Below are 24,438 nucleotides of genomic sequence, written 5' to 3'. Positions count from 1 at the left end.
CGTCAGGCCGCGTCCTGCAGTTCGGCGCGGTTTTTCTCCGGCAGATAGGCGATCAGCATTTCGCGGATCAGCGCCGGGCTCTTCGACTCGCGGATCTGCATGACCCCGTCGATGATAAGCGTCTGGTTGACGTCCTCCACCTTGGCCTTGGCGCCGAGCTTTTCGAGCACTGGAATACAGACCAGGTTGGCAAGAAGGGCGCCGTAGAGCGTCGTCAAAAGGGCGATGGCCATGGCCGGGCCGATGGTCGAGGGGTCGTCCATGGTCGCCAGCATCTGCACCAGGCCGACCAGCGTTCCGATCATGCCGAAGGCCGGCGCGGAGTCGCCGAGCGCCTTGAACACGCGCTGGCCTTCCTCAAGACGTTCGAGATAGAGGTCGCGCTCGCGTTCCATGGAATCGCGGATGAAGCCGGGCTCGTAGCCGTCGGCGATGTACTGCACGCCCTTCGCCAGCGTCTTGTCGGAAACCTCGACGCCTTCCAGACCCAGCGGACCCTGCTTGCGGGCGACGTCGGCCAGCTCGGTGATCTCTTCGATCATCGTGCGCGGCTCGACCTTCTTGTGGGTGAAGGCGACCTTCGCACCGGTGATGAAGGCGGTGGCGATGCCGGAAAGCGGAAAGCGAATCAGCGTGGCGGCGAGACCGCCGCCGATAACGATCATCATCGAAGGCACGTCGATAAACTGCGACAGGCTACCGCCCATGAAGATGGCGACGACAACGACGATTGCGCCTGCAATGAGACCAATGATCGTAGCGAGATCCATGACTGCCCTTTCTCCGCGACCAATTCCCTGGTTAGGCTTGTCGTTTGGAACCGGAGTGTAGGGCTGACAGGGCTAAACTTTTCCTAATGTCACCTGCAAAAGGCGCAGCAAATACAAAACCGAAGTTTAAGGTTTACAAACGGTTAAGCCGGCAAATGCCGGCTTAATCTCGCGTTAACCATAAGCTTCAACGTGCCTCAGGCGACGCCGGCATGCAGCAGGTCGTGAAGGTGGACGATGCCGACCGGGCGCTGGCCGTCGACCACGAACAGGGCCGAAATATTCGTCGATTCAAGCATTTCCATCGCCGCTGCAACGAGCAGGTCGGAGCGTACCGTCTTCGGTGTTTTGGTCATCACTTCCTCAACCGTCTTGTCGAGCAGGTCGCTGGACAAGTGGCGGCGCAAGTCGCCGTCGGTGATGATGCCGGTCAACAGGCCGCCGTCGTCGAGAACGCCAAGGCAGCCGAAGCCCTTTTGCGTCATCAGCACGATGGCTTCGCTCATGCGGGTGCCGAGCGGGGCAAGCGGCATGCTGTCGCCGGAATGCATCAGGTCGCGCACGAAGCTGAGGCTGGCGCCGAGACGGCCGCCGGGATGAAAGACCTTGAAATCCTGCGGGGTGAAGCCGCGCGCTTCGAGCAGCGCCACGGCAAGCGCGTCGCCCATGCCGAGCTGCAGTACCGTCGACGTCGTGGGGGCCAGGCCGTGCGGGCAGGCCTCGGCGACCTTGGGCAGTGTCAGGCTGACATCGGCGGCGCGGCCGAGCGCGCTGTTGGCGCGCGAGGTGATGGCGATCAGCGGCACGCGGAAGCGGCGCGTGAAGGCGATCATGTTGGCCAGTTCCTGGGTCTCGCCGGACCAGGACAGCGCCAACAGAGCGTCGTTCTTGGTGATCATGCCGAGGTCGCCGTGGCTGGCTTCGCTCGGGTGAACGAAGAAGGACGGCGTCCCGGTCGAGGCGAGCGTCGCGGCGATCTTCGAGCCGACATGGCCGCTCTTGCCGATGCCGGTAACGACCACGCGGCCCTCGAGGTCGCGGATCAGGCGGACGGCGTCGCAGAAGGGTTTGCCGAGCCCATTGCCGAGCGAACGCTGCATGGCCGCGAGGCCACGAATTTCGTTGGCGATCGTTCGTTCAGCGGATTCGATGAAGGGCATGTCGTCGTCGGAGAGAGGCTGCTTCGCTTTCATGCTTATCGCGGCGAGATTCGGCATGACTCGCTATTGCTCCGTATTGTGTTTATTGCCCGCGACGCCCCAGTGGCCCCTCCTATACTCCTTTTGCGCGCCGATTTCACCGGCTTTTTGTCATCAATTTCCGAGCGTCCGCCAACAGCCCGACAACCGGCATGGAAAACCAAACGTTAACCATGCCGGTTTACTTTTCATAAAGAACCGGTTTCTTGCCGCCCGCCGGGTGGCACCCCATGGGTGTGGATTGCTTGCAGGCGATGAAAAGATACGCTGCTGCATTGGCTGTGATTGCGCTGGCGGCTGCTTCGGCACCGGCTCTGGCGCAGGATGGCGGCACGCTCAAGATCCGCGGAACGACCACCTTCGAAGATGAGCTCGAAGTGCCGATGCCGGGCGACGACGCGGCGGATGCGGCAGAGGAAACGCCGGTGCCCAAGGCGGCGCCGACGCGCAATGCAACGACCACAAGCGATGTCGACACGGTGACGACCGGCTCGGTCAAACCGGTGCAGCCGGGGCCATGGGATGAGAATGGCGCCCCGGTGGCGGCCGGCGGCACGTCGCTTGAGGCGACCTCGCCGCGCGACAATTTCGACGACGACGCGGATGCCTACGAGCAGCTCGGGCTGCGGGCGGGCAGCTTCCTTGTGTTGCCGGCAGTCGAGATCGCAGGCGGCGGCTCCGACAATATCGACCGCATCAACAAGGGAAAATCCGGCGGTTACTATCGCGTCTCGCCGGAGGTGGTGCTGCGCTCGGACTGGTCGCGCCATCAGCTCGAAATGACCCTGAAGGGTTCCTACACCGGCTATCCCGACAGCGCGACGCGGGACGATCCGAGTTTCGAGGCCAATGCCAATGGGCGCATCGATGTGCGCGAGGGAACCTCGATCAGCCTCGAGGGCGGCTATTCGCTGGAACGCGAGGACATGTCGAGCGCGGAGGTCGCGGCCGGGACCGAAACGACGGCCGAAGTGCACCAGCTTCGCGGCGCGGTCGGTCTGACACAGGAATTCGGCCGCTTCGCGCTGACCGGCAAGGGCTCGCTCGACCGCACGCTCTACACGGGCGGCACGGGGGCGGGCGGCGTCGCGCTCGATTCCGCCGATCGCGACAACTACCTCGCGACAGCGTCGTTGCGGGCCGGTTACGAGCTGACGCCTTCGGTCAAACCCTATGTCGAGGGCGCGCTGCTCGAGCGGGTCTACGATCAGGAGATCGACTCGGGCGGCTATCGGCGCGGCAGCACCGGCTACGAGCTGAAGACTGGTGTCGAGATCGATCTCGGTGCCAAGCTGACCGCCGATGGGTCTATCGGCTGGCACAGCGAGGAGCTGCGCGACCGACGGTTCGATCCGCTCGAAGGGCTGATCCTCGACGGATCGCTGGTGTGGTCGCCGAGCCGGCTGACTACAGTGACGCTGAGCGGGTCGACGGCGTTCGAGCCGACGACGCTGTCGAACTCGTCCGGGTCCGTTCAATATTCGGGCTCCGTGAAGGTGGCGCATTCGCTGCGCCGCAATCTGGAAGTGGATGCGGGTCTCGGGCTTGCCTGGCGCACCTATGAAGGGCTCGGCCAGGAAGATCTGACGACGACAGGCACGGTCGGTCTCGCCTGGAAATTCAATCGCAATGCGGCGTTGACGGCGCGTTACAATTACGAGGCGCTCACCTCTGACCGGGTCGGCGCGAATTACGACGCAAACAGCGTCGAGATCGGTTTGCGGCTGCAGCGCTAGTCTGCGCCCACCGGTGTGGAATTCAGTTTTTGGCGGCGGGGGAGCTTGCTTCTGAGGATCGCGACACCAGGTCAAGGTGGACGGTTCCGGCCCTTTCGGGCGAAGCGGACGGAGAGGAGGCTTGATTGGCTGGTATGACGAAGGTGACGACCGAGCGGATCGGTGGACTGCTTTTTTCCCTTTTGATTGTCGTGTTTTCGGCGTTTCCCGCCGAAGCCGATGCGAAATTTGACCGCTGGGTGCGGGATTTCTGGCCGAAGGCGCGCGCGGCGGGCATTTCCTCGGCAACCTACAAGGCGGCGTTCGCCGGCGTGACGCCGGACCCGGAAGTGCTTGAAAAGGCGCGTTACCAGCCGGAATTCGTCAAGCCGATCTGGGAATATATGGATTCGGCCGTCTCCGAGACGCGGGTAACGACGGGGCGCGAGAAGCTGCGCGAATGGAAGGGCTGGCTCGACCGGATCGAGGCGAAATACGGCGTCGACCGGCATGTCGTCGTCGCTATCTGGGGCATGGAAAGCTCATATGGCGCGGTGCTCGACAATCCGGGCGTGTTGCGCAATGTCATCCGCTCGCTGTCGACGCTCGCCTATGCCGGCGGCCGGCGGTCGCGCTACGGGCGGCAGCAGCTCGTCGCGGCGCTCAAGATCGTGCAGCGCGGCGACGTCTCGGTGCGCGGGATCACCGGCTCCTGGGCCGGCGCCATGGGCCATACCCAGTTCATCCCGACCACGTTCGATGCCTATGGCGTCGACATGGATGGCGACGGGCACCGCAATATCTGGACGTCGATCCCCGATGCGCTCGGCTCGACGGCGGCCTATCTGAAGCGGGCGCGCTGGAACCCCGGCGAGACCTGGGGCTACGAGGTCCAGCTTCCGCGCGGCTTCAACTACGCGCTCGCCGACAAGCGGACGCAGCGCACCCTGAAAGGCTGGCAGGATCTCGGCATCAGCCGGGTCGGCGGTCGCGATTTCCCGCGTCCCGACGACAAGGCGGCGCTCTATCTGCCGGGCGGCGCCAAGGGGCCGGCCTTCCTGATGCTGCGCAATTTCAAGGTCATCAAACGCTATAACAACGCCGACGCCTACGCGCTGGCCGTCGGTCATCTCTCCGACCGTCTGCGCGGCGGTGGCACATTCGCGCGGGATTGGCCGAGGGACGACGCGCCGCTCGGACGCAGCCAGACCAAACAGCTGCAGAAGCTGCTGGCCAAGCATGGCTACGATACCGGCGGGGTTGACGGCAAGGTCGGGCCGAAGACCATGGCGGCGATCATCGCCGTTCAAAAGCGCCTTGGCTGGACGCCGGACGGATATGCCGGCACGAAGCTCCTGAAACGGCTGGGCGGCTGATCCAGCGGCCTTGCCTGAACGTGCGGTGGATGCGTCTTCCCAAGGGGGCGCATCCGCCGGTACGTCGTGATATCATTCCTCAATCGTAGCTGGACCGGGGCGACGGGTTGCCGGAGGAGGGCCACTAATCGTCATGCGCCACGCGCCTTTGTATATCGTCGTCTTCGCGCTGCTGTTCGGTGCTGCATTGCCGGACACGGCGGCGCTTGCAGCCGGCCCCTCGGCGATTTCCGCGGCCAAGACGCGGATCGTCAACCCGTTCGCACCGCTGTTTCGTATGTTCCGTTCCGACCGGCGACGGCCGAATGCGTCCGCGCCCCAGCGCAGCAATCGCAGTCTCGGCGGCGATGTCCGTATCCGCGAGCCGGCGGCACCGAAGATCGAATTTCTGCCAAAGGACCCCGACGCCAAGATCGTGCTGGTGATCGGTGACACGCTGGCGTCCGGTCTGGTGAAGGGCCTGCAGGTCGCGTTTGCCGATAACCCCAAGGTCGATATCCGCGGCAATGTCCGGGGCTCGTCCGGGCTTGTACGCGACGACCATCATAACTGGCCGCAGGTGGCACGCGACATGCTTGCCAATGGCGAACGGTTCGACGCGGTTGTGATCCTGGTCGGCGTCAACGATCGGCAGTCGCTCAGAATCGGCAAGGAACGGCACGCATTGCGCTCCGAGCCGTGGGAGAAGGCCTACCGCAGCCGGGCGCAGGATCTTCTGACGGTGTTTCTCGGCGCCGGCAAGCCGGTCGTCTGGGTCGGTCTGCCGCCGACATCGAGCGGCCGGTTCACCGCCGACATGGCGTATTTCAACGACATCTTCAAAGCGACGGTGGATGCCAATGGCGGCACTTTCGTCGATATCTGGAAAAGCTTCCTCGACGAGGAGGGCCGCTATACGAGCCGCGGTCCCGATGTCGAAGGTCGCCGCGCGCGACTGCGTGCAGGCGATGGCATTCATTTCTCCGGCACCGGCTACCGCAAACTTGCTTTCTTCGTCGAAATGGCGCTGAAGCGGGTGCTGGCGATCGATGGCGGGCCGGCGATGGTGCTCGACATGTTGCCGGACGGGCGTCCGGCCGGGCCGCAGATCGGTGTCGTTCTGCCGCTGACCGGGCCGATTGCTTCTGCCGACGACAAGCTCGCGGGCGAGGACGATCCGTGGACTGCCGATGGCGAGAACGCCCTCTACAGGCTCACCGTGCTCGGCGAAGCGCCGCAGGCGGTTGCGGGCCGGGTCGACGATTTCGGCTGGCCGCGCAAGAACTGAGTTGTCCATCGGACAAAAGAAAAGGCCCGCCAAACGGCGGGCCTTTTTGTTTCTAGGGTGGCGGTGCCGGATGGATTACCGCGGCAGGTCGCTGTCTCCCATCAGGAAGGTGTCGACGGCGTTGGCGGCCTGGCGGCCTTCGCGGATCGCCCACACGACCAGTGACTGGCCGCGGCGCATGTCGCCGCAGGCGAACACCTTCTCGTGGCTGGTGAGGTAGGCCTCGGTTTTGGCGGCAACGTTGCCGCGATTGTCGAGATCGACACCGAGCTCTTCCAGCATGCCTTCCTTGACCGGATGGACGAAGCCCATGGCGAGCAGAACGAGATCGGCTTCGAGGCGGAACTCGGTGCCCGGAACCTGCTGCATCTTCGCATCGACTTCGGCGCATTCGACCGCCTCGACGCGGCCATTTTCGCCGATGAAGCGGGTGGTCATGACGGAGAACTTGCGGTCGGCGCCTTCCTCGTGGCTCGAGGAGGTGCGCAGCTTCATCGGCCAGTTCGGCCAGCTCATCAGCTTTTCTTCCTTCACCGGCGGTTCCGGCATGATCTCAAGCTGGGTGACCGACAGGGCGCCCTGGCGCACCGAGGTGCCGATGCAGTCCGAACCGGTATCGCCGCCGCCGATGACGACGACGTTCTTGCCGCGCGCCAGGATCGGCTGCGGGTCGTGCATCGGTTCGCCGGACACGCGGCGGTTCTGCTGCGGCAGGAATTCCATGGCGAAATGGATGCCGTGCAGCGAACGGCCTTCGATCGGCAGATCGCGCGGCGTTTCCGAGCCGCCGGAGAGCACCACCGCATCGAAATCGTCGACGAGGTGCTTGGCCGGGGTGTCGACGCCGATATGGGCGTTGTAGTGGAAGGTCACGCCCTCCACTTCCATCTGCTCGACGCGGCGGTCGATCAGGCCCTTGCCCATCTTGAAGTCGGGAATGCCGTAGCGCAGCAGGCCGCCGGCCTTGGCGTTCTTCTCGAACAGATGGACATCGTGGCCGGCGCGGGCGAGCTGCTGGGCGCAGGCCATGCCGGCCGGGCCGGCACCAACGACGGCGACCTTGCGGCCGGTCTTGCGCAGCGACACTTCCGGCTTCAGCCAGCCTTCGGCCCAGGCCTTGTCGACGATGGCGCATTCGATCGTCTTGATCGTCACCGGGTTGTCGGTGATGTTCAAGGTGCACGACGCCTCGCAGGGCGCCGGGCAGACGCGGCCGGTGAATTCGGGGAAGTTGTTGGTCGAGTGCAGATTGCGCGCGGCCTCTTCCCACTGGCCGGAATAGACGAGGTCGTTCCAGTCCGGGATCTGGTTGTTGACCGGACAGCCGTGCATGGTTCCCTGCATGCCGGAGTGGCAATATGGGATACCGCAGTTCATGCAGCGCGCGGCCTGATCGCGCACCGCTTCATCGCTCATCGGGATGACGAACTCGCTGTAGCCGCGGATACGATCGGCCGCGGCCTTGTACTTGCGGTCCTGGCGATCGATCTCGAGAAAACCCGTTACCTTACCCATCGGATTACTCCCCCGCTGCGACGGTTGGCTGCTGGACTCTGTGCGTGGCAATTTCGGCCAGCGCGCGGCGGTATTCGACCGGCATCACCTTGCGGAACTTCGGCAGGTAGCTCGACCAGTTCGCGAGAATTTCCGCCGCCCGGGTCGAACCGGTGTAGCGGGCGTGGTTCTCGATCAGCTGATGCAGGCGTTCGGCGTCGAAGCGGGTCATGTCGGACATCACGTCGACACGGCCATGGGCTTCGAGATCGCCGCTCTGGTGGTTCTGCTCGGCGTGCGCGTCCTCTTCGGCGAGCACCGGCTCGAGCTCGACCATCGCCATGTTGCAGCGGCGGTCGAACATACCGTCCTCGTCGAGCACGTAGGCGATGCCGCCGGACATGCCGGCCGCGAAGTTGCGGCCCGTCGGGCCGATGACGACGACGACACCGCCGGTCATGTATTCGCAGCAGTGATCGCCCGCGCCTTCGACGACGGCGAGCGCACCGGAGTTGCGCACCGCGAAGCGCTCACCGGCGACGCCACGGAAGTAGCATTCGCCCTGAATAGCGCCGTAGAGCACGGTGTTGCCGACGATGATCGACTTCTCCGGCACGATCTTGGTGGCTTCCTTCGGCGGATAGATGACGATGCGGCCGCCAGACAGGCCCTTGCCGACATAGTCGTTGCCTTCGCCTTCAAGCTCGAGCGTGACGCCGTGTGCCGTCCAGGCGCCGAAGCTCTGGCCTGCGGTGCCCTTCAGCTTGACGTGGATGGTGTCGTCGGCAAGGCCGCGGTGGCCGTAACGCTTGGCCACTTCGCCCGACAGCATGGCGCCGGCGGTGCGGTCGGTGTTGCCGATCCGGACGTCGAGCTGCACCGGGGTGCGGTTCTCAAGCGCCGGCATCGCCTTCTCGATCAGGGTGCGGTCGAGGATTTGGTCGATCTGGTGATCCTGATCCTCGCACCGGTAGATATGGACGCCCTCGGGAACCGGCGGCATGTCGAACAGCTGCGAGAAGTCGAGGCCCTTCGCCTTCCAGTGATCGATGGCGTCGCGGCGATCGAGCATCTGACGCTGGCCGACCATTTCGGAGAAGTTGCGGTAGCCCATTTCGGCCATCAGCTCGCGCACTTCCTCGGCGAGGAAGAAGAAGTAGTTGATGACGTGTTCGGGCTTGCCGATGAAGCGCTTGCGCAGCACCGGGTCCTGCGTGGCAATGCCGACCGGGCAGGTGTTGAGGTGACACTTGCGCATCATCACGCAGCCGGCGGCGATCAGCGGCGCGGTGGCGAAGCCGAATTCATCGGCGCCGAGCAGGGCACCGACGATCACGTCGCGACCGGTCCGGATGCCGCCGTCGACCTGCACCGAGATGCGGCCGCGCAGGCGTTCGCGCACCAGCGTCTGATGGGTTTCGGCAAGGCCGATTTCCCACGGGCTGCCGGCATGCTTGATCGAGGTCAGCGGGCTCGCGCCGGTGCCGCCTTCGAAACCGGCGATGGTGACGTGGTCGGCACGCGCCTTGGCAACGCCCGCAGCAACCGTGCCGACGCCGACTTCGGCGCCGAGCTTGACCGAGATGTCGGCGGCCGGGTTGACGTTCTTCAGATCGTAGATGAGCTGTGCCAGGTCTTCGATCGAATAGATGTCATGGTGCGGCGGTGGCGAAATCAGCCCGACGCCCGGGGTTGAGTGACGCACCTTGGCGATCACCGCGTTGACCTTGTGGCCGGGCAGCTGGCCGCCTTCGCCGGGCTTGGCACCCTGAATGATCTTGATCTGGATCATGTCGGAGTTGGCGAGGTATTCGGCGGTGACGCCGAAACGGCCCGAGGCGACCTGCTTGATCGCCGAGCGCATGGAATCGCCGTTCGCCATCGGCTTGAAGCGATCCGATTCCTCGCCGCCTTCGCCGGTGTTCGACTTGCCGCCGATGCGGTTCATGGCAATCGCCAGCGTGGTGTGCGCCTCGCGGCTGATCGAGCCGTAGGACATGGCGCCGGTGGCGAAGCGCTTGACGATCTCGGCGGCCGGTTCGACCTCGTCGAGCGGCACCGGCTTGCTGCCGACCTCCTCGGCGGTCTTGATCTTGAACAGACCACGGATGGTGAGCAGCTGGCGCGACTGGTCGTTCACCAACTCGGCGAAGCGGCGGTACTGGTCGCGGCTGTTGCCACGTACCGCATGCTGCAGCGAGGTAACGACCGGCGCGGTCCAGGCATGAGCCTCGCCGCGGTTGCGCATGGCGTATTCGCCGCCGACGTCGAGCGCGTTGCGGTAGATCGGCGCGTCGCCGAAGGCATCGCGGTGACGGCGGACGGTTTCCTCGGCGACCTCGGCAAGGCCGACGCCCTCGATGCGGGTGGCGGTGCCGAAGAAGTACTTGTCGACGAATTCCGACGACAGGCCGACGGCGTCGAAGATCTGCGCGCCGCAATAGGACTGGTAGGTCGAGATGCCCATCTTGGACATGACCTTGAGGATGCCCTTGTCGACCGCCTTGATGTAGCGCGCGACGATCTCGTCCTCGCTCAGCTCACCGGGCAGCGAGCGACACATGGACTGCAGCGTCTCGAAGGCGAGATAGGGGTTGATCGCCTCCGCGCCGTAGCCGGCCAGCACGCAGAAATGATGCACTTCGCGCGGCTCGCCGGTTTCCACCACGAGGCCGACCGAGGTGCGCAGGCCCTTGCGGATCAGGTGATGGTGCACACCGGCGGTCGCCAGCAGCGCCGGGATCGGGATGCGATCCGGGCCGATCAGGCGGTCCGACAGGACGATGATGTTGTAGCCCTGCAGCACGGCGTGTTCGGCGGTGTCGCAGAGATTGTCGAGGGCTTCCTGCATGCCTTCGGCGCCGCCCGATGCCGAATAGGTGACGTCGAGCGTCTGGGTGCGGAACTGGTTGTCCGCCATCTCGCCGATCATGCGAATCTTTTCGAGATCGTCGTTGGTCAGGATCGGCTGGCGCACTTCAAGCCGCTTGCGCGATGACAGGCCCTGCAGGTCGAACAGGTTCGGCCGCGGGCCGATGAACGACACCAGGCTCATCACCAGTTCCTCGCGGATCGGATCGATCGGCGGGTTGGTGACCTGGGCGAAGTTCTGCTTGAAATAGGTGTAGAGCAGCTTGGAGCGGTCCGACAGGGCCGAGATCGGCGTGTCGGTGCCCATCGAGCCGACCGGTTCCTGGCCGGTGGTCGCCATCGGCGTCATCAGCAGGTCGATGTCTTCGCGGCTGTAGCCGAAGGCCTGCTGGCGGTCGAGCAGCGGCACGTTGGTGCGCGGCGCACCGGCACGCACGGCAGCCATGTCCTCGAGCACGATCTGCGAGCGGGCGAGCCACTCCTGATACGGGTTCTGGTCGGCGAGCTGCTTCTTGATCTCCTCGTCGGAGATGATGCGGCCTTCTTCCAGGTCGATGAGCAGCATCTTGCCCGGCTGCAGGCGCCACTTCTCGACGATGGTCTCTTCCGGCACCGGCAGCACGCCCATTTCCGACGCCATGACGACGAGGCCGTCCTCGGTGACGAGGTAGCGGGCCGGACGCAGGCCGTTGCGGTCGAGGGTCGCGCCGATCTGGCGGCCGTCGGTGAAGGCGACGGCGGCGGGGCCGTCCCACGGCTCCATGACTGCGGCGAAATACTCGTAGAAGGCGCGGCGCTTCTCATCCATCAGCGGGTTGCCGGCCCAGGCTTCGGGGATCAGCATCATCGCGGCCTGGGCAAGCGGGTAGCCGCCCTGGACGAGGAATTCGATCGCGTTGTCGAAGCAGGCCGTGTCCGACTGGCCTTCGTAGGAGATCGGCCACAGCTTGTGGATGTCGTCGCCGAACAGGTCCGATTCGACGCTCGCCTGACGGGCCGCCATCCAGTTGACGTTGCCGCGCAGGGTGTTGATCTCGCCGTTGTGGGCGACCATGCGGTAGGGATGGGCGAGCTTCCACGACGGGAAGGTGTTGGTCGAGAAGCGCTGATGAACCAGCGCCAGCGCGGTCTCGAAACGCGGGTCGGTCAGGTCCTTGTAGTAAGGGCCGAGCTGGTTGGCGAGGAACATGCCCTTGTAGACCACGGTGCGCGAGGACATCGACACCACGTAGTAGCCGTTGTCGCGGCCTTCGGTCTCGGCATAGATCGTGTTCGAGACGACCTTGCGCAGCACGTAGAGCTTGCGCTCGAAGGCGTCATCATCGGCAAAACCGTCACCGCGGGCGATGAAGACCTGACGGTGCACCGGCTCGGTGGCGACGATCTCCGGCGCCTTCGAAAGGCCGGAATTGTCGACCGGCACGTCGCGCCAGCCGAGAACGGTCTGGCCTTCGTCGGCGATCACCTTCTCGACGATCTCCTCGCAGTGGGCGCGCAGCTCGTCGTCCTGCGGCATGAAGAACTGGCCGATCGCATAGGCGCCCGGCTCCGGCAGGGCAAAGCCCAGCCGCTCGGCTTCTTCAGCCATGAACTTGTGCGGGATCTGCACCAGCATGCCGGCGCCGTCACCGACCAGCGGATCGGCGCCGACGGCGCCGCGATGGGTCAGGTTGACGAGGATCTCGAGACCGTTCTCGACGATCTTGTGCGACTTGCGGCCCTTCAGGTCGGCGACGAAGCCGACGCCGCAGGCGTCATGCTCGATCGTCGGATCGTAGCGCCAGGCCGGGCGGTGCGTCGTGGTGAGCGCGGTGGTTGCGCGAGCAGCGGTCGCGGTGGCCGTGCGCGCGTCGGCGGCTTTCGCCGCAGCCGAGGAAATCGCGTGGGTCCCGTTCTTCATTTGCTCGCTCATGCCAGCCCTCACTCATTCTGTCTCTTCAGAGTGTTTGCGGTGATCGCAGAATCACGCGAAACGCTCCGGCTCTCTTGTTTTCGCGTATCCTCATCCGAAAACCGGTTCTCCCTGTTCGGAGATACGCGCTAGGTGCCGCAGTCGCTGACCGACGCTCTTCGGTCGGGCTGCGGTCATTCCACAACTCGATCGACGAGGCCGGTTCGCTGCCGCGGCTCTGTCGAAAAAAGGGCAGAGCCCCCGGTGGCCCGCCCCTGACCGGGGCGAAGGGCCCCGGAACGCCTGCGCCGATGTTATAGCCCGAAAGGCCTTCCCCGACGTGGCGATGAACGTGCCCGTCCCGCGACCTCTTGCGGAAGAAGTCTTAATGGGGCAGCATTCCTGTCCTAATTCCGGACGCCGAACTTGCCAGATTTCGCCCGCCTCGGCAAGCGCTCTCAAGGCGATTGCGCATTCTTATATAGTTTTATCTCGTTCCGGCATCGGTCCGCGTGCCTTTTCTTTGTGCAGAACGAAAGAAAATTGCGTGCCGGGCCGAATCCCCGCCCGCACCGCCGCTGCTCACGGGGCTGTGAGGCGGGTGCGAGCGCACGTGACGGTGGCGTGAGAATGCCGCGATCCGACGTGACGGCAACGTGAGATTGACGTCAGAAATCTCCACGCTCCTTTGATTTCCAAGTGAATGCGGAAAATCGCACAGTCCATCTCGTCGAGACCGGCGGTGCGGCAAAACGACCCTCCGCTTCTCGTCAGGAAACCAACTTCAAAGGGAGATACCCATGTCCGCCAAGACCACCATGCTTTCCGCCGCCTTCATCGCCGGCGCCGTTGCCACCGCTCTCACCACCGTCGCGCTGCCGACCTCCGCTTCTGCCGAGGAAAAGGAAAAGTGCTACGGCGTCGCCCTCAAGGGCCAGAACGACTGCAAGGCCGGTGCCGGCACCACCTGCGCAGGCACCTCGACCATGGATTACCAGGGCAATGCCTGGAAGCTCGTCCCGAAGGGTTCGTGCACCACGATGAAGACGCCGAACGGCATGGGCAGCCTGATGCCGATCGAGAGCTAAGCGGCCACGGGTTTCGCCATCGGCATATTCGCAAGGAAAGGGAGAGCAAGAGCATGACCGATCCCCGGTATGCTGATGGACACCTCAATTCGATCCCGGCGCGCGCCGGGGTCGGATTGAAGGCCGACCACTACCGCACCATCCTCGACGACGACCCGGATGTCGGCTTCTTCGAGGTGCATGCGGAGAACTATATGGGGGATGGCGGTGCACCGCACCGCTACCTCACCGCGATCCGCGAGCGCTATCCGCTGTCGCTGCACGGCGTCGGGCTTTCAATCGGCGCCGACCGGCCGCTCGACCGCGATCATCTTGCCCGGTTGAAGGCGCTCAACGAGCGCTACCGCCCGGAACTGTTTTCCGAACATCTCGCCTGGTCGACCCATGGCGACACGTTCTTCAACGATCTTCTGCCGGTTCCCTACACTGAGGCGACGCTTGCCCGGGTGGTGGAGCATATCGACGAGGTGCAGACGGTGCTCGGCCGCCGCATGCTCCTGGAAAACCCCTCGACCTATGTGGAGTTCGCATCCACGACGCTCGACGAGATCGACTTCCTGGCCGAGATCGTCAATCGTACCGGCTGCGGTCTCTTGCTCGACGTCAACAATGTCTATGTGTCGTCGACCAATCGGGGCACCTCGCCGGAAGCCTATATCGACGCGTTCCCGTGCGCTTCGGTTGAGGAAATCCACCTCGCCGGCCACGCCACGGACGCTGATGACGAAGGCCGGCCGCTGCTCATCGATGCGCATGACCGCACGGTCGCGCAAGCTGTCTGGAAGCTCTATGACCGGGCGCTCGCGCGCACCGGACCGGTTCCAACCCTGATCGAATGGGACAACGACGTGCCGGGCTGGGACGGGCTCTTCGCCGAAGCGCAAATGGCCGACCGCTATCTTGATTGCCACCGGCCGATGGGGGCGCGTCATGCTCGCGCTGGCTGATCTGCAGGGGCAATTCTCGGCCGCGCTGCTCGACGCTGACGAAGGCGTGCCGGGCGATATCGTCGGTCCGGACGGGCAGGCGGCACCGAAACGCTTCGGCGTCTATCGCAACAATGTGGTCGTCGGGCTCGTCGAGGCCCTGATGGCGTCCTATCCGACGATCCTCAAACTCGTCGGCGAGGAGTTCTTTCGCGCCGCCGGCGCACTGCATGTGCGCCAATCGCCGCCGACATCGCCGGTGCTGCTGCATTACGGTGCCGATTTTCCGGCGTTCCTCGATGGGTTTGAGCCGGCGCGAGCGGTTCCCTATCTCGGTGACGTGGCGCGGCTCGAACGGGCCTGGAACGAGGCCTATCACGCGGCGGACGCCTCGCCGCTCGATCCCGCCGCGCTTGGCGGTATTGCGCCCGATGCTCTGGCAAATGTCCGTTTCACGCCGCACCCCGCGATGCGGATCGTCCGCTCGGCCTTTCCGATCGTCTCGATCTATCGGGCCAATCAGTGTGACTCCGCGGATGATGTCTCGCTGCCGGACGGAGGCGAGGACGCGCTGGTGACGCGGGGCGACCTCGATGTCGAGATCCGCGCTCTGCCGGCCGGTGGCGCGGTCTTCATCGCCGCGCTTGCTCAAGGGGCCAGTCTCGCCGAGGCAGCGCAGCAAGCCACGGCCAGCACCGAAGCTTTCGACCTCGGCGTCAATCTCGGCGGCGTGCTCGAAGCGGGCGCGTTCTGCGGCCTTGCCGGGCCCGAATAACAAGCCGGCCCTGAACCGGCACTTACGGAGAAAACCAATGACACTGCTTCACGCGGCAATCGCTGCGCATACTCGTGTGTTCACCGCGCTAGAGCGCGCGCTCGACGGCTGGTTCCTCGGCCTTGCGGCGCGCTTCGTGTTCGCCGGCGTGCTGCTCTTCTACTTCTGGAATTCGGCGCTGACGAAGATCGGGTCGGGCTTTCCGGGCATCTTCGTGCCGCAGGACAGCGCCTATTTCCAGATCCTTCCTTCGGTCGTCGAGCAGTTCAACTACAACGTCGCAAGCGTGCCGTTCCTGCCCTACGGCATCATTGTCTATGCCGGCACCTATGCCGAATTCCTGCTGCCGTTCCTGATCGTCGTCGGCCTGTTCACGCGGCTTGCGAGCCTCGGCATGATCGGCTTCATCGTCGTGCAGAGCTCCGTCGACATTCTGTTCCACGGCGTCGACGCGGCGACCATCGGCGCGCTGTTCGACCGGGTGCAGGATGCCGCGATCATGGACCAGCGGGCGCTGTGGATCTTCGTGCTCGTGGCGCTGGTGGTGAAGGGCGCGGGAGCGATCTCGCTCGATGCGCTCATCGGCAAACGCTTCGCGGCGGCAAAGGCCTCGTAAGGGGCTCGACGACGGCGCCGCGTTCGGCCAAAGTGCGGCGCATGAATTTTGCCAGCGACAACTGGGCAGGCGCTTCCGACATCGTCATGGCGGCGCTTGCCGAACACAATTCCGGTGCGGTCCCCGCCTATGGCGACGATCCGTTGACGGCAGCCGTCGAACAGCAGTTCTGCCGGTTGTTCGAGCGCGATGTGGCCGTCTTCTTCGTTGCGACGGGAACGGCGGCAAACGCACTCGCGCTTGCCTCCGTCACGCCGGTCGGCGGCGTCACCTTCTGCCACGACAGTGCGCATATCCGCGTCGACGAATGCGGCGCACCTGAGTTTCTCGGCTCCGGGCGGCTGCACCCGGTCGGCGGGGCTGCCGGCAAGATGGAGCTTGACGGTCTGCGCCGGGCGCTTGCGGCCTATCCGCCGGGCGGTGTGCATCATGGTCAGGCCTGTGCGGTCAGCCTCAGTCAGGCGACGGAAGCCGGCACGGCCTATCCGCCAGCGGAGATCGCTGCCTTTGCGGAAGTCGCGCGCGAGCGCGGCATGGCCGTTCATATGGACGGCGCGCGCTTTGCCAATGCAGCGGTCGCGCTCGATGCCACGCCGGCGGAGCTGACCTGGAAGGCGGGCGTCGACATCCTTTCCTTTGGCGGCACCAAGAACGGCTGCTGGTGCGCCGAAGCCGTGGTGTTCTTTAATCCCGACCAGGCGGCGCAGTTCCCCTACCTGCGCAAGCGCGCCGGGCATCTCTTTTCCAAGAGCCGTTTCGTTGCTGCCCAGTTCAATGCCTATCTTGGCGACGATCACTGGCGCGACCTCGCCACCCATGCCAATGCGCAGGCACATCGTCTGGCGTCCGGCATTGCGCAGACATCGTCCGCACGGCTTGCCTGGCCGACGCAATCGAACGAGCTGTTCGTGATCGTTTCGGCGGATGCGCTTGCTGCGGTCGAGGCCGCCGGTGGCCATATGCACGAATGGCCGGGCGACGTTCTGGCCGACGGTGAACTTGCCGAAAACGAGACGCTTGTGCGGCTGGTGACGAGCTTCCGCACCACCGACGATGAGGTCGATAGGCTGCTTTCGCTGCTCGGCGGCGCCTGAGCGGTGCTTTCCTAGAAAACCAGCACAAATGAAAAAGCGCCCCGGAAATCCAGGGCGCTCCATGCTCTCAAGGTGCTGGGATGAGCCAGCTTGTGACGTCTCGTCTTTTGCGTTTTCTTATCCAAAAAGTCTGTCAACTTTTTGGGAAAGCGCTTTAGGCGACGGTCGTCTCGAGTTCCTTGACGTTCCCGCTTGCGATGGGGATCGAGCGGGGCTTCATGGCCTCGGGGATTTCGCGCATCAGGTCGATGTGCAACAGGCCGTTTTCGAGACGGGCGCCCTTCACCTCGACGTGGTCGGCGAGCTGGAAGCGGCGCTCGAAAGCGCGCGAGGCGATGCCGCGATAAAGCACTTCGCCGCCGGCGTCCTCGTCCTTCTTGTCACCGCGGATGGTCAGCAGGTGCTCCTTGGTTTCGAGCGACAGGTCGCCCTCGCCAAAGCCCGCGACCGCCATGGTGATGCGGTAGGCGTTCTCGCCGGTGCGTTCGATGTTGTAGGGCGGGTAGCCGCCATTGCCGGCTTCGCCGCCGGACATCGAATCAAGCATGGAGAAAAGCCGGTCGAAGCCGACTGTTGACCGATAAAGGGGGCTGAAATCGATCGCTTGCATAGGTCTGATCCTCTTTGTTGAGCGACAGAGATTTCCTTCCGCATTCGATTCGCCACATTGGGCCGAATCCTTGGTGTCGGAAGGGGCGGACCCGACCATCGGCGTCCGCTGTAATCCATGTGGGTTGGCCGGTTTTTCGATTCAAGAGGGGGCGTCTCGACTCGCTTCCCGCGCGCCGCGTGTGTTCATGAACGGCAGATGAACGGCTGTTTCCGAAACCGTTCAGCTACGCTGCGTAATATCCATCTCAACGTTCTGACGGCGCTGACTTCCCGGCTCCCCGCGAGGGAAAGGAAGCGTTGGAGGCGAGAGGGTTCGCTGACTGCTTCAGCCATCTCGCTGCAGACATAGAATCCGCCTTTCGAGGCGGGGAGATCGGTCGTCGCTAGGCCCCTGCCGGCGGTCGATCGGGGCCGGTACCGCTTGCGGTGCCGGCCCTTTCGCTTTCTCGGGCGGGTTTTCGTCATCGCACCCGCCGCGGCCGGTCGGCTCCGGCTTGACCGCAATGGCGCGATGACGGAAGACTGAGATACGGCGGCGGCGCGGGGATCTATCGAACATGCAGCTCTACGACCATCCTGGAAATCCGATTCCTTCGGGCGCGGTGGTCGAATCGGTGCGCACGCCCGATGGCGTCGACCTGCGCGCGGCGTACTGGCCGAGCCTCGCGGCCGTCAATCGCGGCACCGTGGTGATCGCGCAGGGCCGTTCCGAGTTCATCGAGAAGTATTTCGAGACGATCCGCGATCTGCAGACGCGCGGCTTCATGGTGGCGGCACTCGACTGGCGCGGGCAGGGCGGGTCATCGCGTCTGCTGGCCAATCCGCGCCTCGGCCATGTCGACGATTTTTCCGACTATGAAGTGGATTTGCGGACGTTCCTTGAGGAGTTCGCCCTCAAGCACTGTCGCCCGCCGTTCTTCGCGCTCGGCCATTCGACGGGCGGAGCGGTGCTTTTGCGCGCCGCATCCTGGCTCGACGGCACGATCGAGCGGATGGTTCTCTCGGCGCCGCTGGTCGACTTCTACGGGCTGAGCATGCCGCGCCGTATGGTGCGGACGATTTCCGGCGGGTTCAGCTATTTCGGCCTTGGCGGGTCGGCCATTCCGAACGCCAAGGACTACGAGCTGGGCGAGAGTGAGCTCGACGAGTTCGAACGCACCAACAAGCTGACATCCGATCCCGTTCGCTTTACCCGCGTGCTCAACCATCTGGTGGCGGAGCCGCAATTGATCATCACGGCGCCGACCTATGGCTGGGTTTATGCCGCGTGCCGGACGATCGACATGTTCGCCAAGCCCGACTTCCCGCCGACGGTGAAGGTGCCGGCGCTGGTGGTGCTGGCCGGCCGCGACCGCATCGTCGACACGCGGGCGGCGGAGGAACTGGCGATCTGCCTGCGCGCCGGCGGGCCGATCACCGTGCTCGGCGCGCGCCACGAATTGCTGATGGAGCAGGATCTCTACCGCAATCAGTTCTGGGCGGCGTTCGACGCCTTCATTCCCGGCTCCGACGCGGAAGCCGCCTACGAAGCCGAAGCCAAGAGCGCCAGCGCCGCCTCGTGAATCGTCTTGCAGCCGGCGGCGACGATGCGCCCGCCCTTGTCGGCCGGCTCGCCTTCCCATGTGGTGATGACGCCGCCTGCCGCCTCGATGATCGGGATCAGAGCGACAACGTCGTAGGGCTGCAGGCCGGCCTCGATGACCAGATCGGCCTGGCCGGCGGCGACCATGCTGTAGCCGTAGCAGTCGGTGCCGGTGCGGGTCAGGCGGACCTTTGACGACACGCGATCGAAATGCGGCTTGTCCTCGGGCTGGAAGTGGCGCACCGGATCGGTGCTCAGCAGCACGGCATCCTCGATGCGCTCGCAGCTGCGCGTCTTCAGCACCCGGTCGCCGAGCGGGCCGATGGTGCGGCTCACCTCGCCGTCGCTGAAGAAGCGCTCGCCGACGAAGGGCTGCGCCATCATGCCGGCGATCGGCTTGCCCTTGTAGGTCAGGCCGATGAGGGTGCCCCAGATCGGCAGGCCGCACATGAAGGCGCGGGTGCCGTCGACCGGATCGAGAACCCAGACATAGTCGGCATCGAGGTTTTCCGCGCCATATTCCTCGCCGAGGATGCCGTGGTCGGGATGAACCTCGTTGATGATCGCGCGAATTGCGCGCTCGCCGGCGCGGTCGCCCTCGGTGACGGGGTCGTAGGCGCCGGCGACCTTGTTGTCGACGCTCTCGAGGTTGCGGAAATGCTCGAGGATCGCTTCGGCGGAGGCGTCGGCGAGGCGGTGAAACAGCGGAATCAGGTCGGGTCTGGTCTGCATAGGAGCCATGCGTTCTCGTTATATCGACGGGAATCGGACCCGTCCGGGTTGCTTGCGAAAGTTTCGCGCAAATGGAAAAATCCAATGCGTACAAATAGTTACAGAAGTAACTGGGTTGTGTCGGCGCCACTATGACAAAGCTGTGTTGCAGCGTAAAGAAATACGTAAGGGGGCTTGACGTTTGTGCGGTGCACTGCCATCTTTGTGCAGTGCGATACGGAATGATCTTCTGTATCGCTGCCCTCCTTGGGCGTTTCCTCCCTAGACTTGGGCCGCCTCTCTTCAGAGTGCGGCCCCTTTTCTTTCTGGGGACAGTTTCTTTCAAAATCAGTGGTTTGTGGGTCGCCGTCAGGCGCGGCGATGCTATTCGGCCGCGTCGGCAACGGCGCCGAAGCTCCCGCTTTCGATGGCGATCAGCTGCTGCACGAAGTGGACGAGGTCGCCGGCGAGGCGGCGGAAGCCGACATGCTTGGTGATCCGCAACTCGTCCATATAAAGCGCGCGATTGATTTCGATCTGCAGTGAGTGCAGACCTTTCGAGGGCCGTCCGTAGTGCTCGGTGATGAAGCCGCCGGCATAAGGTTTGTTGCGGGCGACGTTGTAGCCGAGGTCGGAGAGGATGGCGCAGGCGGCATCCGTCAGCCGCGTCGAGCAACTGGTGCCATGGCGGTCGCCGACGATGAAGTCGGGGCGGCGCCAGCGGTCCTGGCCGCGTGCCGTCGACGGCATCGAATGGCAGTCGATCAGGATCGCGTAGCCGAAGGCGGCGTGCGTGCGGGCCAGCAGGTGGCGCAGTTCGGCGTGGTACGGCTTGTAGAGCGTCTCGATGCGTTCAAGCGCTTCCTGCGGCTCCAGCGCCTTTTTGTAGATCTCCTCACGCTCGCCGACGACGCGGGCAACCGTGCCGAGCCCGCTCGCCACTCTGACCGAGCGCGAATTGACGAAGGGGGGCAGCGATCCCGTGAACATGCCCGGGTCGAGTTCGTAGGGCTCGCGGTTGACGTCGAGATAGACGCGCGGGAAATGGGCGCGCAGGAGCGGCGCGCCGAACGCGGTGACGCTGCCGAACAATTCGTCGACGAAGGCATCCTCGGACGCGCGGATGCGCGGGGCTGTCAGACGCGATGCGGCGAGGAAGGCGTTTGGATAGGCGGCGCCGCTATGGGGCGAATTGAACACGAACGGCACGCGCTGGGCGCCCGGGAGATGGACCTCGAACGGCTTTGTTTCCTCGAAGTCCTCAATCATCCGCATCGTTGGCCGTGTGTCCCGTCGTGTGCTTGCCGCGCGCCCGGTTCGGGCGTGTGAGCGGCAGTTGCCAAGCCGACGCATGGTGCCAATATGTGGAAAGGCTGTCCAGCGCGGGACTTTCTTTGGCCGGTTTCACCGGATATTTACCTCGTCAGCGGCCTATGGAACGAGATTTGGCGGAAACGCCGGGGACAAAGAATCGAACAACACGGGTAATGGGTGATGTCGCGCATACTGCTCGCCGAAGACGATAACGACATGCGCCGGTTTCTGACCAAGGCGCTGCAAACGGCCGGTTACGACGTAATTTCCTTCGACAACGGGCAGAGCGCCTATGACCGGCTGTGCGAAGAGCCGTTCACGCTTCTGTTGACCGACATCGTGATGCCGGAGATGGACGGTATCGAACTGGCGCGCCGTGCGACCCAGCTCGACCCGGACCTCAAGGTGATGTTCATCACCGGCTTTGCCGCGGTCGCGCTCAATCCCGATTCGCAGGCGCCGAAAGACGCAAAGGTGCTGTCGAAGCCGTTCCACCTGCGCGAACTGGTGACGGAAGTCGAAAAACTGCTGGTCGCCTGACCAGCAGCGGGCCGGCGAAGTCGGCAAAGCAAAGTCAGGTGAAAATTCGGGGCAAAGGCCCCTTGATTGCCGGCGCGAAGCCCGGTATATCCCCCCAGCGTCGTTCTGCGGAACGGCTTCCCGACCGGCTCCATGCCGACGGATAAAGGGCGGTTAGCTCAGCGGGAGAGCACTACGTTGACATCGTAGGGGTCACTGGTTCAATCCCAGTACCGCCCACCATCCGATCTTCTCATGAAAATCCGATAGACCGAATGCGAATACCGGATTTGCCGGTTGGTTTGCATTTGGGACACGAAAGAGCATGGCGAATAAGTTTTCCGGAACTGACCTCCGTGAACACGGATGGTCATCTCAAGTCGATTGAGTTGTTCTTATTTGCAGTCGGATGGTCGACCGTATTGGCGCCTTATTCTCAGCAACAGAAGAATTGGTTTTCGCTAACCATCCATTGATCGATAGTTTGTGGGTGTCGACTGTTGCCAATCGATCAGCGACGAAGTGGATCAGTTTCGAACCGAGTGCTTCTCGTCTTCGGAAGCGACCAAAATGGAAGCTGCGCATCGATAACAATGCCATACGCCGCATCTATCATCGATCGACGAGCTCGGATGAGCGTGTGAAAATGGCAGGGCGGTGGGCGGATGAAATCACGATGTGGCGCCAGAATTGGTCATTCCGTGGATCTTGAATTCCATAGACATGGGTGCCGATTGCAATGACGGCGATTTTCGTGAACGATCTGTTGGGAGCCGAATAGCTTAAGAGAAGCCGGCGGACGCCGATGACAAATTCAACATTGCAGTAGAAGTTCGATGGGTTTTTCCGAAGGCATCAAGAAACGCCTAATGGTGGACAGTGCAAGGCACTGCTGTGTTTGTCATAGATACAAGGGCGTGGGCGTTGAGGTTCATCACATTCACCCTAAAGCTGATGGTGGTGCGGACACCTATGAAAACGGTATTGTTTTATGCTTCGACTGTCACTGTGCTGCAGGCCACTACAACCTGAATCATCCGCGAGGAACGAAATTTAGTCCGGACGAACTTCGGGGGCACAAAGAACGCTGGTTTGATCATGTCAAGCACCACTCGCTTGATTCAATGAGCGATGAAGATGTCCCAAATGTCATCTGTCGGTATTTTCTAACCGCAGACCGCGAGGAAGTATCAAAAATATTGGGCAGAGATTCAGGTGCTGCTTTTTCGCTCAAGTACCTTCTGAGAACTCCTCGTTTGAAAACACAGTTTGATCAACTAGCCAATGCCTATGGTGGAAGGGCTCAGGATCAAGAAACCGATGGGTATGGCAACGAGTTTTTTGAGACTAGGGCGCAATTAATCGAAAAATATCCGGAATTTGAAGGGCGACAGAATGCACAGGTGAGTCAGCGTATTGCTGACGATGAAAAATTGAGCGACCCGTTCACGGCAATCTTACTGCAACTTGGCGCAAAGCTTGAGGATGTTGCGAGTATGAGCTTGTTCTATGAAGCCTGTGGCGGCAGCGGTTGGGGAGTCGATTTTCATACTCGGAAGCCCTATTTCGTGTTTGCTCAGATAATGAGCCTCAATGATGAGCCTGTTTCCGTCACGTCGATCAACAACCAACCATTTAAGAACAACGCGTTGTGTCAAAAGGACGCTTTTGACATGTCAGAAGTGCGTGACCTTTTTAATATAAATAATCTAGTTTTGTTGAAAAATGAGAGTATTGGCATCTTTCTTGGGGCGATGGCCGGGCCAATTGACTACAATCCCACTTCATATCAGTTCGAGACAGGGCCTTCTATCGGCGAAGACTATCATGGAGATACAATCGTGCGAACGGTGTTAAACGCCGAAGGGGTCGCGAGTGATTTCTCAACCGTCGGTCAGTTGTACATCCCAAGAACTGCCACCGTTCATTTGCATGGCAGGGATCGCGAGATCGCCTTTGAAGAATTTAGGCCCGATACGTTGTTTCTCATTTCCAGAGAGTGGCTGTGCGGATCTTGCCCACATGTATTTGGACTCGATAAAGAAACGGGGAAAATACACTTTCTGAGAACTCTGTTCGATAACGTTGGGCCAGATGAAATTGAAGAAGTCATCAACTGTGAGGGATATTCGAAGCTTATCATCGCGGAGTTCGATAACGAGGTGACTCACATCGGTTCGGTCTCCTTGGACGGAGTTCAGGTGTACCGCGACCGGAAATTAGTTTACGGCGACGCTATCGAACTTGATGTCTCTGGAGCGTGTACTTTCAGTATTTCCGGGCATTACCGTGCCGAAATTGGACAACCAGCGAATGGGGTCCATAGGCGACAGAAATTAAGCAAGTACAGGGCCTATGAGAGAGAGCTGAGATTAGGGTTTATTGAGGCGGAAAAAGTTGGGGTGTAATTCGTCCCGCCAGTAAATACGGCGGAACGTTCAACCCTGAACCCAATTTGTCGCCATGTTTAGAGGCCCGGATACATCGGACTGTATTGGCGACCCATTAGTCCGATAGTTGTTCCGATACTTTCGAGATGCTGCCTGGAGAGATTTGGCGAGAAGCTCGATTCTATTTCTACGTTTTCTGCCAGAAAAAAAGCCGCGCGGCTGCGCGGC

Annotated in this window: 18 protein-coding genes and 1 tRNA gene; 12 read left to right on the top strand and 7 right to left on the bottom strand. The window is 62.8% G+C overall.

Features of this window, described 5'->3' with window-relative positions; translation table 11 throughout:
* Positions 1 to 2 precede the first annotated feature (2 nt).
* A complete protein-coding gene (locus C0606_17895) occupies positions 3 to 770 on the bottom strand; it encodes a flagellar motor protein PomA (protein ID PLX35956.1) in 768 nt (255 codons plus the stop codon).
* Positions 771 to 967: 197 nt separating this feature from the next.
* Positions 968 to 1,963 carry a KpsF/GutQ family sugar-phosphate isomerase gene (locus C0606_17890; GenBank protein ID PLX36023.1) on the bottom strand — a complete coding sequence of 332 codons (996 nt, stop codon included), beginning with the start codon at positions 1,961 to 1,963 and terminating at the stop codon, positions 968 to 970.
* A 236-nt stretch (positions 1,964 to 2,199) separates the two neighbouring features.
* Between C0606_17890 and C0606_17885 the strand changes: the two genes are divergently transcribed.
* The 3 genes from C0606_17885 (at position 2,200) to C0606_17875 (ending at position 6,327) form a co-directional block, all read left to right on the top strand.
* A complete protein-coding gene (locus tag C0606_17885; protein PLX35955.1) occupies positions 2,200 to 3,705 on the top strand; it encodes a hypothetical protein in 1,506 nt (501 codons plus the stop codon).
* Positions 3,706 to 3,839: 134 nt separating this feature from the next.
* Entirely contained in the window at positions 3,840 to 5,060 is a 1,221-nt protein-coding gene (locus C0606_17880) for a lytic murein transglycosylase (GenBank protein PLX35954.1), read from the top strand.
* Positions 5,061 to 5,193: 133 nt separating this feature from the next.
* Entirely contained in the window at positions 5,194 to 6,327 is a 1,134-nt protein-coding gene (locus tag C0606_17875) for a DUF459 domain-containing protein (protein ID PLX35953.1), read from the top strand.
* A 75-nt stretch (positions 6,328 to 6,402) separates the two neighbouring features.
* On the opposite strand, the gene gltD is transcribed toward C0606_17875, so the two are convergent.
* Positions 6,403 to 7,842, bottom strand: a complete 1,440-nt coding sequence (gene gltD, locus C0606_17870; protein PLX35952.1) for a glutamate synthase — start codon at positions 7,840 to 7,842, stop codon at positions 6,403 to 6,405.
* Positions 7,843 to 7,846: 4 nt separating this feature from the next.
* Positions 7,847 to 12,592, bottom strand: coding sequence for a glutamate synthase large subunit (locus C0606_17865; GenBank protein PLX35951.1), 4,746 nt, complete (start codon positions 12,590 to 12,592; stop codon positions 7,847 to 7,849).
* Positions 12,593 to 13,383: 791 nt separating this feature from the next.
* Between C0606_17865 and C0606_17860 the strand changes: the two genes are divergently transcribed.
* From C0606_17860 to C0606_17840, 5 genes are read left to right on the top strand one after another with little or no spacing between them, the layout of a single operon-like run.
* Positions 13,384 to 13,671 carry a hypothetical protein gene (locus C0606_17860; protein ID PLX35950.1) on the top strand — a complete coding sequence of 96 codons (288 nt, stop codon included), beginning with the start codon at positions 13,384 to 13,386 and terminating at the stop codon, positions 13,669 to 13,671.
* 53 nt (positions 13,672 to 13,724) lie between these two features.
* On the top strand, positions 13,725 to 14,618 hold the full coding sequence (locus C0606_17855; protein ID PLX35949.1) for a hypothetical protein: 894 nt from the start codon (positions 13,725 to 13,727) through the stop codon (positions 14,616 to 14,618).
* Entirely contained in the window at positions 14,602 to 15,372 is a 771-nt protein-coding gene (locus tag C0606_17850; GenBank protein ID PLX35948.1) for a DUF2063 domain-containing protein, read from the top strand. The genes C0606_17855 and C0606_17850 overlap by 17 nt, the downstream gene beginning before the upstream one ends.
* A 37-nt stretch (positions 15,373 to 15,409) precedes the next feature.
* Positions 15,410 to 15,988 carry a hypothetical protein gene (locus C0606_17845; GenBank protein PLX35947.1) on the top strand — a complete coding sequence of 193 codons (579 nt, stop codon included), beginning with the start codon at positions 15,410 to 15,412 and terminating at the stop codon, positions 15,986 to 15,988.
* A 41-nt stretch (positions 15,989 to 16,029) separates the two neighbouring features.
* Entirely contained in the window at positions 16,030 to 17,082 is a 1,053-nt protein-coding gene (locus tag C0606_17840) for a low specificity L-threonine aldolase (GenBank protein ID PLX35946.1), read from the top strand.
* 154 nt (positions 17,083 to 17,236) lie between these two features.
* On the opposite strand, the gene C0606_17835 is transcribed toward C0606_17840, so the two are convergent.
* Entirely contained in the window at positions 17,237 to 17,692 is a 456-nt protein-coding gene (locus tag C0606_17835; protein PLX35945.1) for a hypothetical protein, read from the bottom strand.
* Positions 17,693 to 18,251: 559 nt separating this feature from the next.
* Between C0606_17835 and C0606_17830 the strand changes: the two genes are divergently transcribed.
* A complete protein-coding gene (locus C0606_17830) occupies positions 18,252 to 19,256 on the top strand; it encodes an alpha/beta hydrolase (protein PLX35944.1) in 1,005 nt (334 codons plus the stop codon).
* On the opposite strand, the gene hisN is transcribed toward C0606_17830, so the two are convergent.
* Together hisN and C0606_17820 are read right to left on the bottom strand one after the other, a co-directional pair.
* Entirely contained in the window at positions 19,217 to 20,008 is a 792-nt protein-coding gene (gene hisN, locus C0606_17825; GenBank protein PLX35943.1) for a histidinol-phosphatase, read from the bottom strand. The two genes, C0606_17830 and hisN, sit on opposite strands and share 40 nt — an antisense overlap.
* Before the next feature lie 363 nt (positions 20,009 to 20,371).
* Positions 20,372 to 21,253, bottom strand: a complete 882-nt coding sequence (locus C0606_17820; GenBank protein ID PLX36022.1) for an N-formylglutamate amidohydrolase — start codon at positions 21,251 to 21,253, stop codon at positions 20,372 to 20,374.
* Between the two features lie 228 nt (positions 21,254 to 21,481).
* On the opposite strand from C0606_17820, the gene C0606_17815 reads away from it, so the two are divergent.
* From C0606_17815 to C0606_17805, 3 genes are all read left to right on the top strand, one after another.
* Positions 21,482 to 21,841: a response regulator gene (locus tag C0606_17815; GenBank protein PLX35942.1), complete on the top strand. Its 360-nt coding sequence runs from the start codon at positions 21,482 to 21,484 to the stop codon at positions 21,839 to 21,841.
* A gap of 147 nt (positions 21,842 to 21,988) precedes the next feature.
* Positions 21,989 to 22,063 (top strand) — tRNA-Val (locus C0606_17810).
* Between the two features lie 593 nt (positions 22,064 to 22,656).
* Complete coding sequence (locus C0606_17805; protein ID PLX35941.1) at positions 22,657 to 24,228, top strand: hypothetical protein; 1,572 nt, start codon at positions 22,657 to 22,659, stop codon at positions 24,226 to 24,228.
* Positions 24,229 to 24,438 lie beyond the last annotated feature (210 nt).

The sequence above is a fragment of the Hyphomicrobiales bacterium genome, from assembly GCA_002869065.1.
Classification (GTDB): domain Bacteria; phylum Pseudomonadota; class Alphaproteobacteria; order Rhizobiales; family Rhodobiaceae; genus Rhodobium.
Note: the sequence above shows the minus strand (reverse complement) of the source record. Positions and strands in the feature narration are given on the sequence as shown.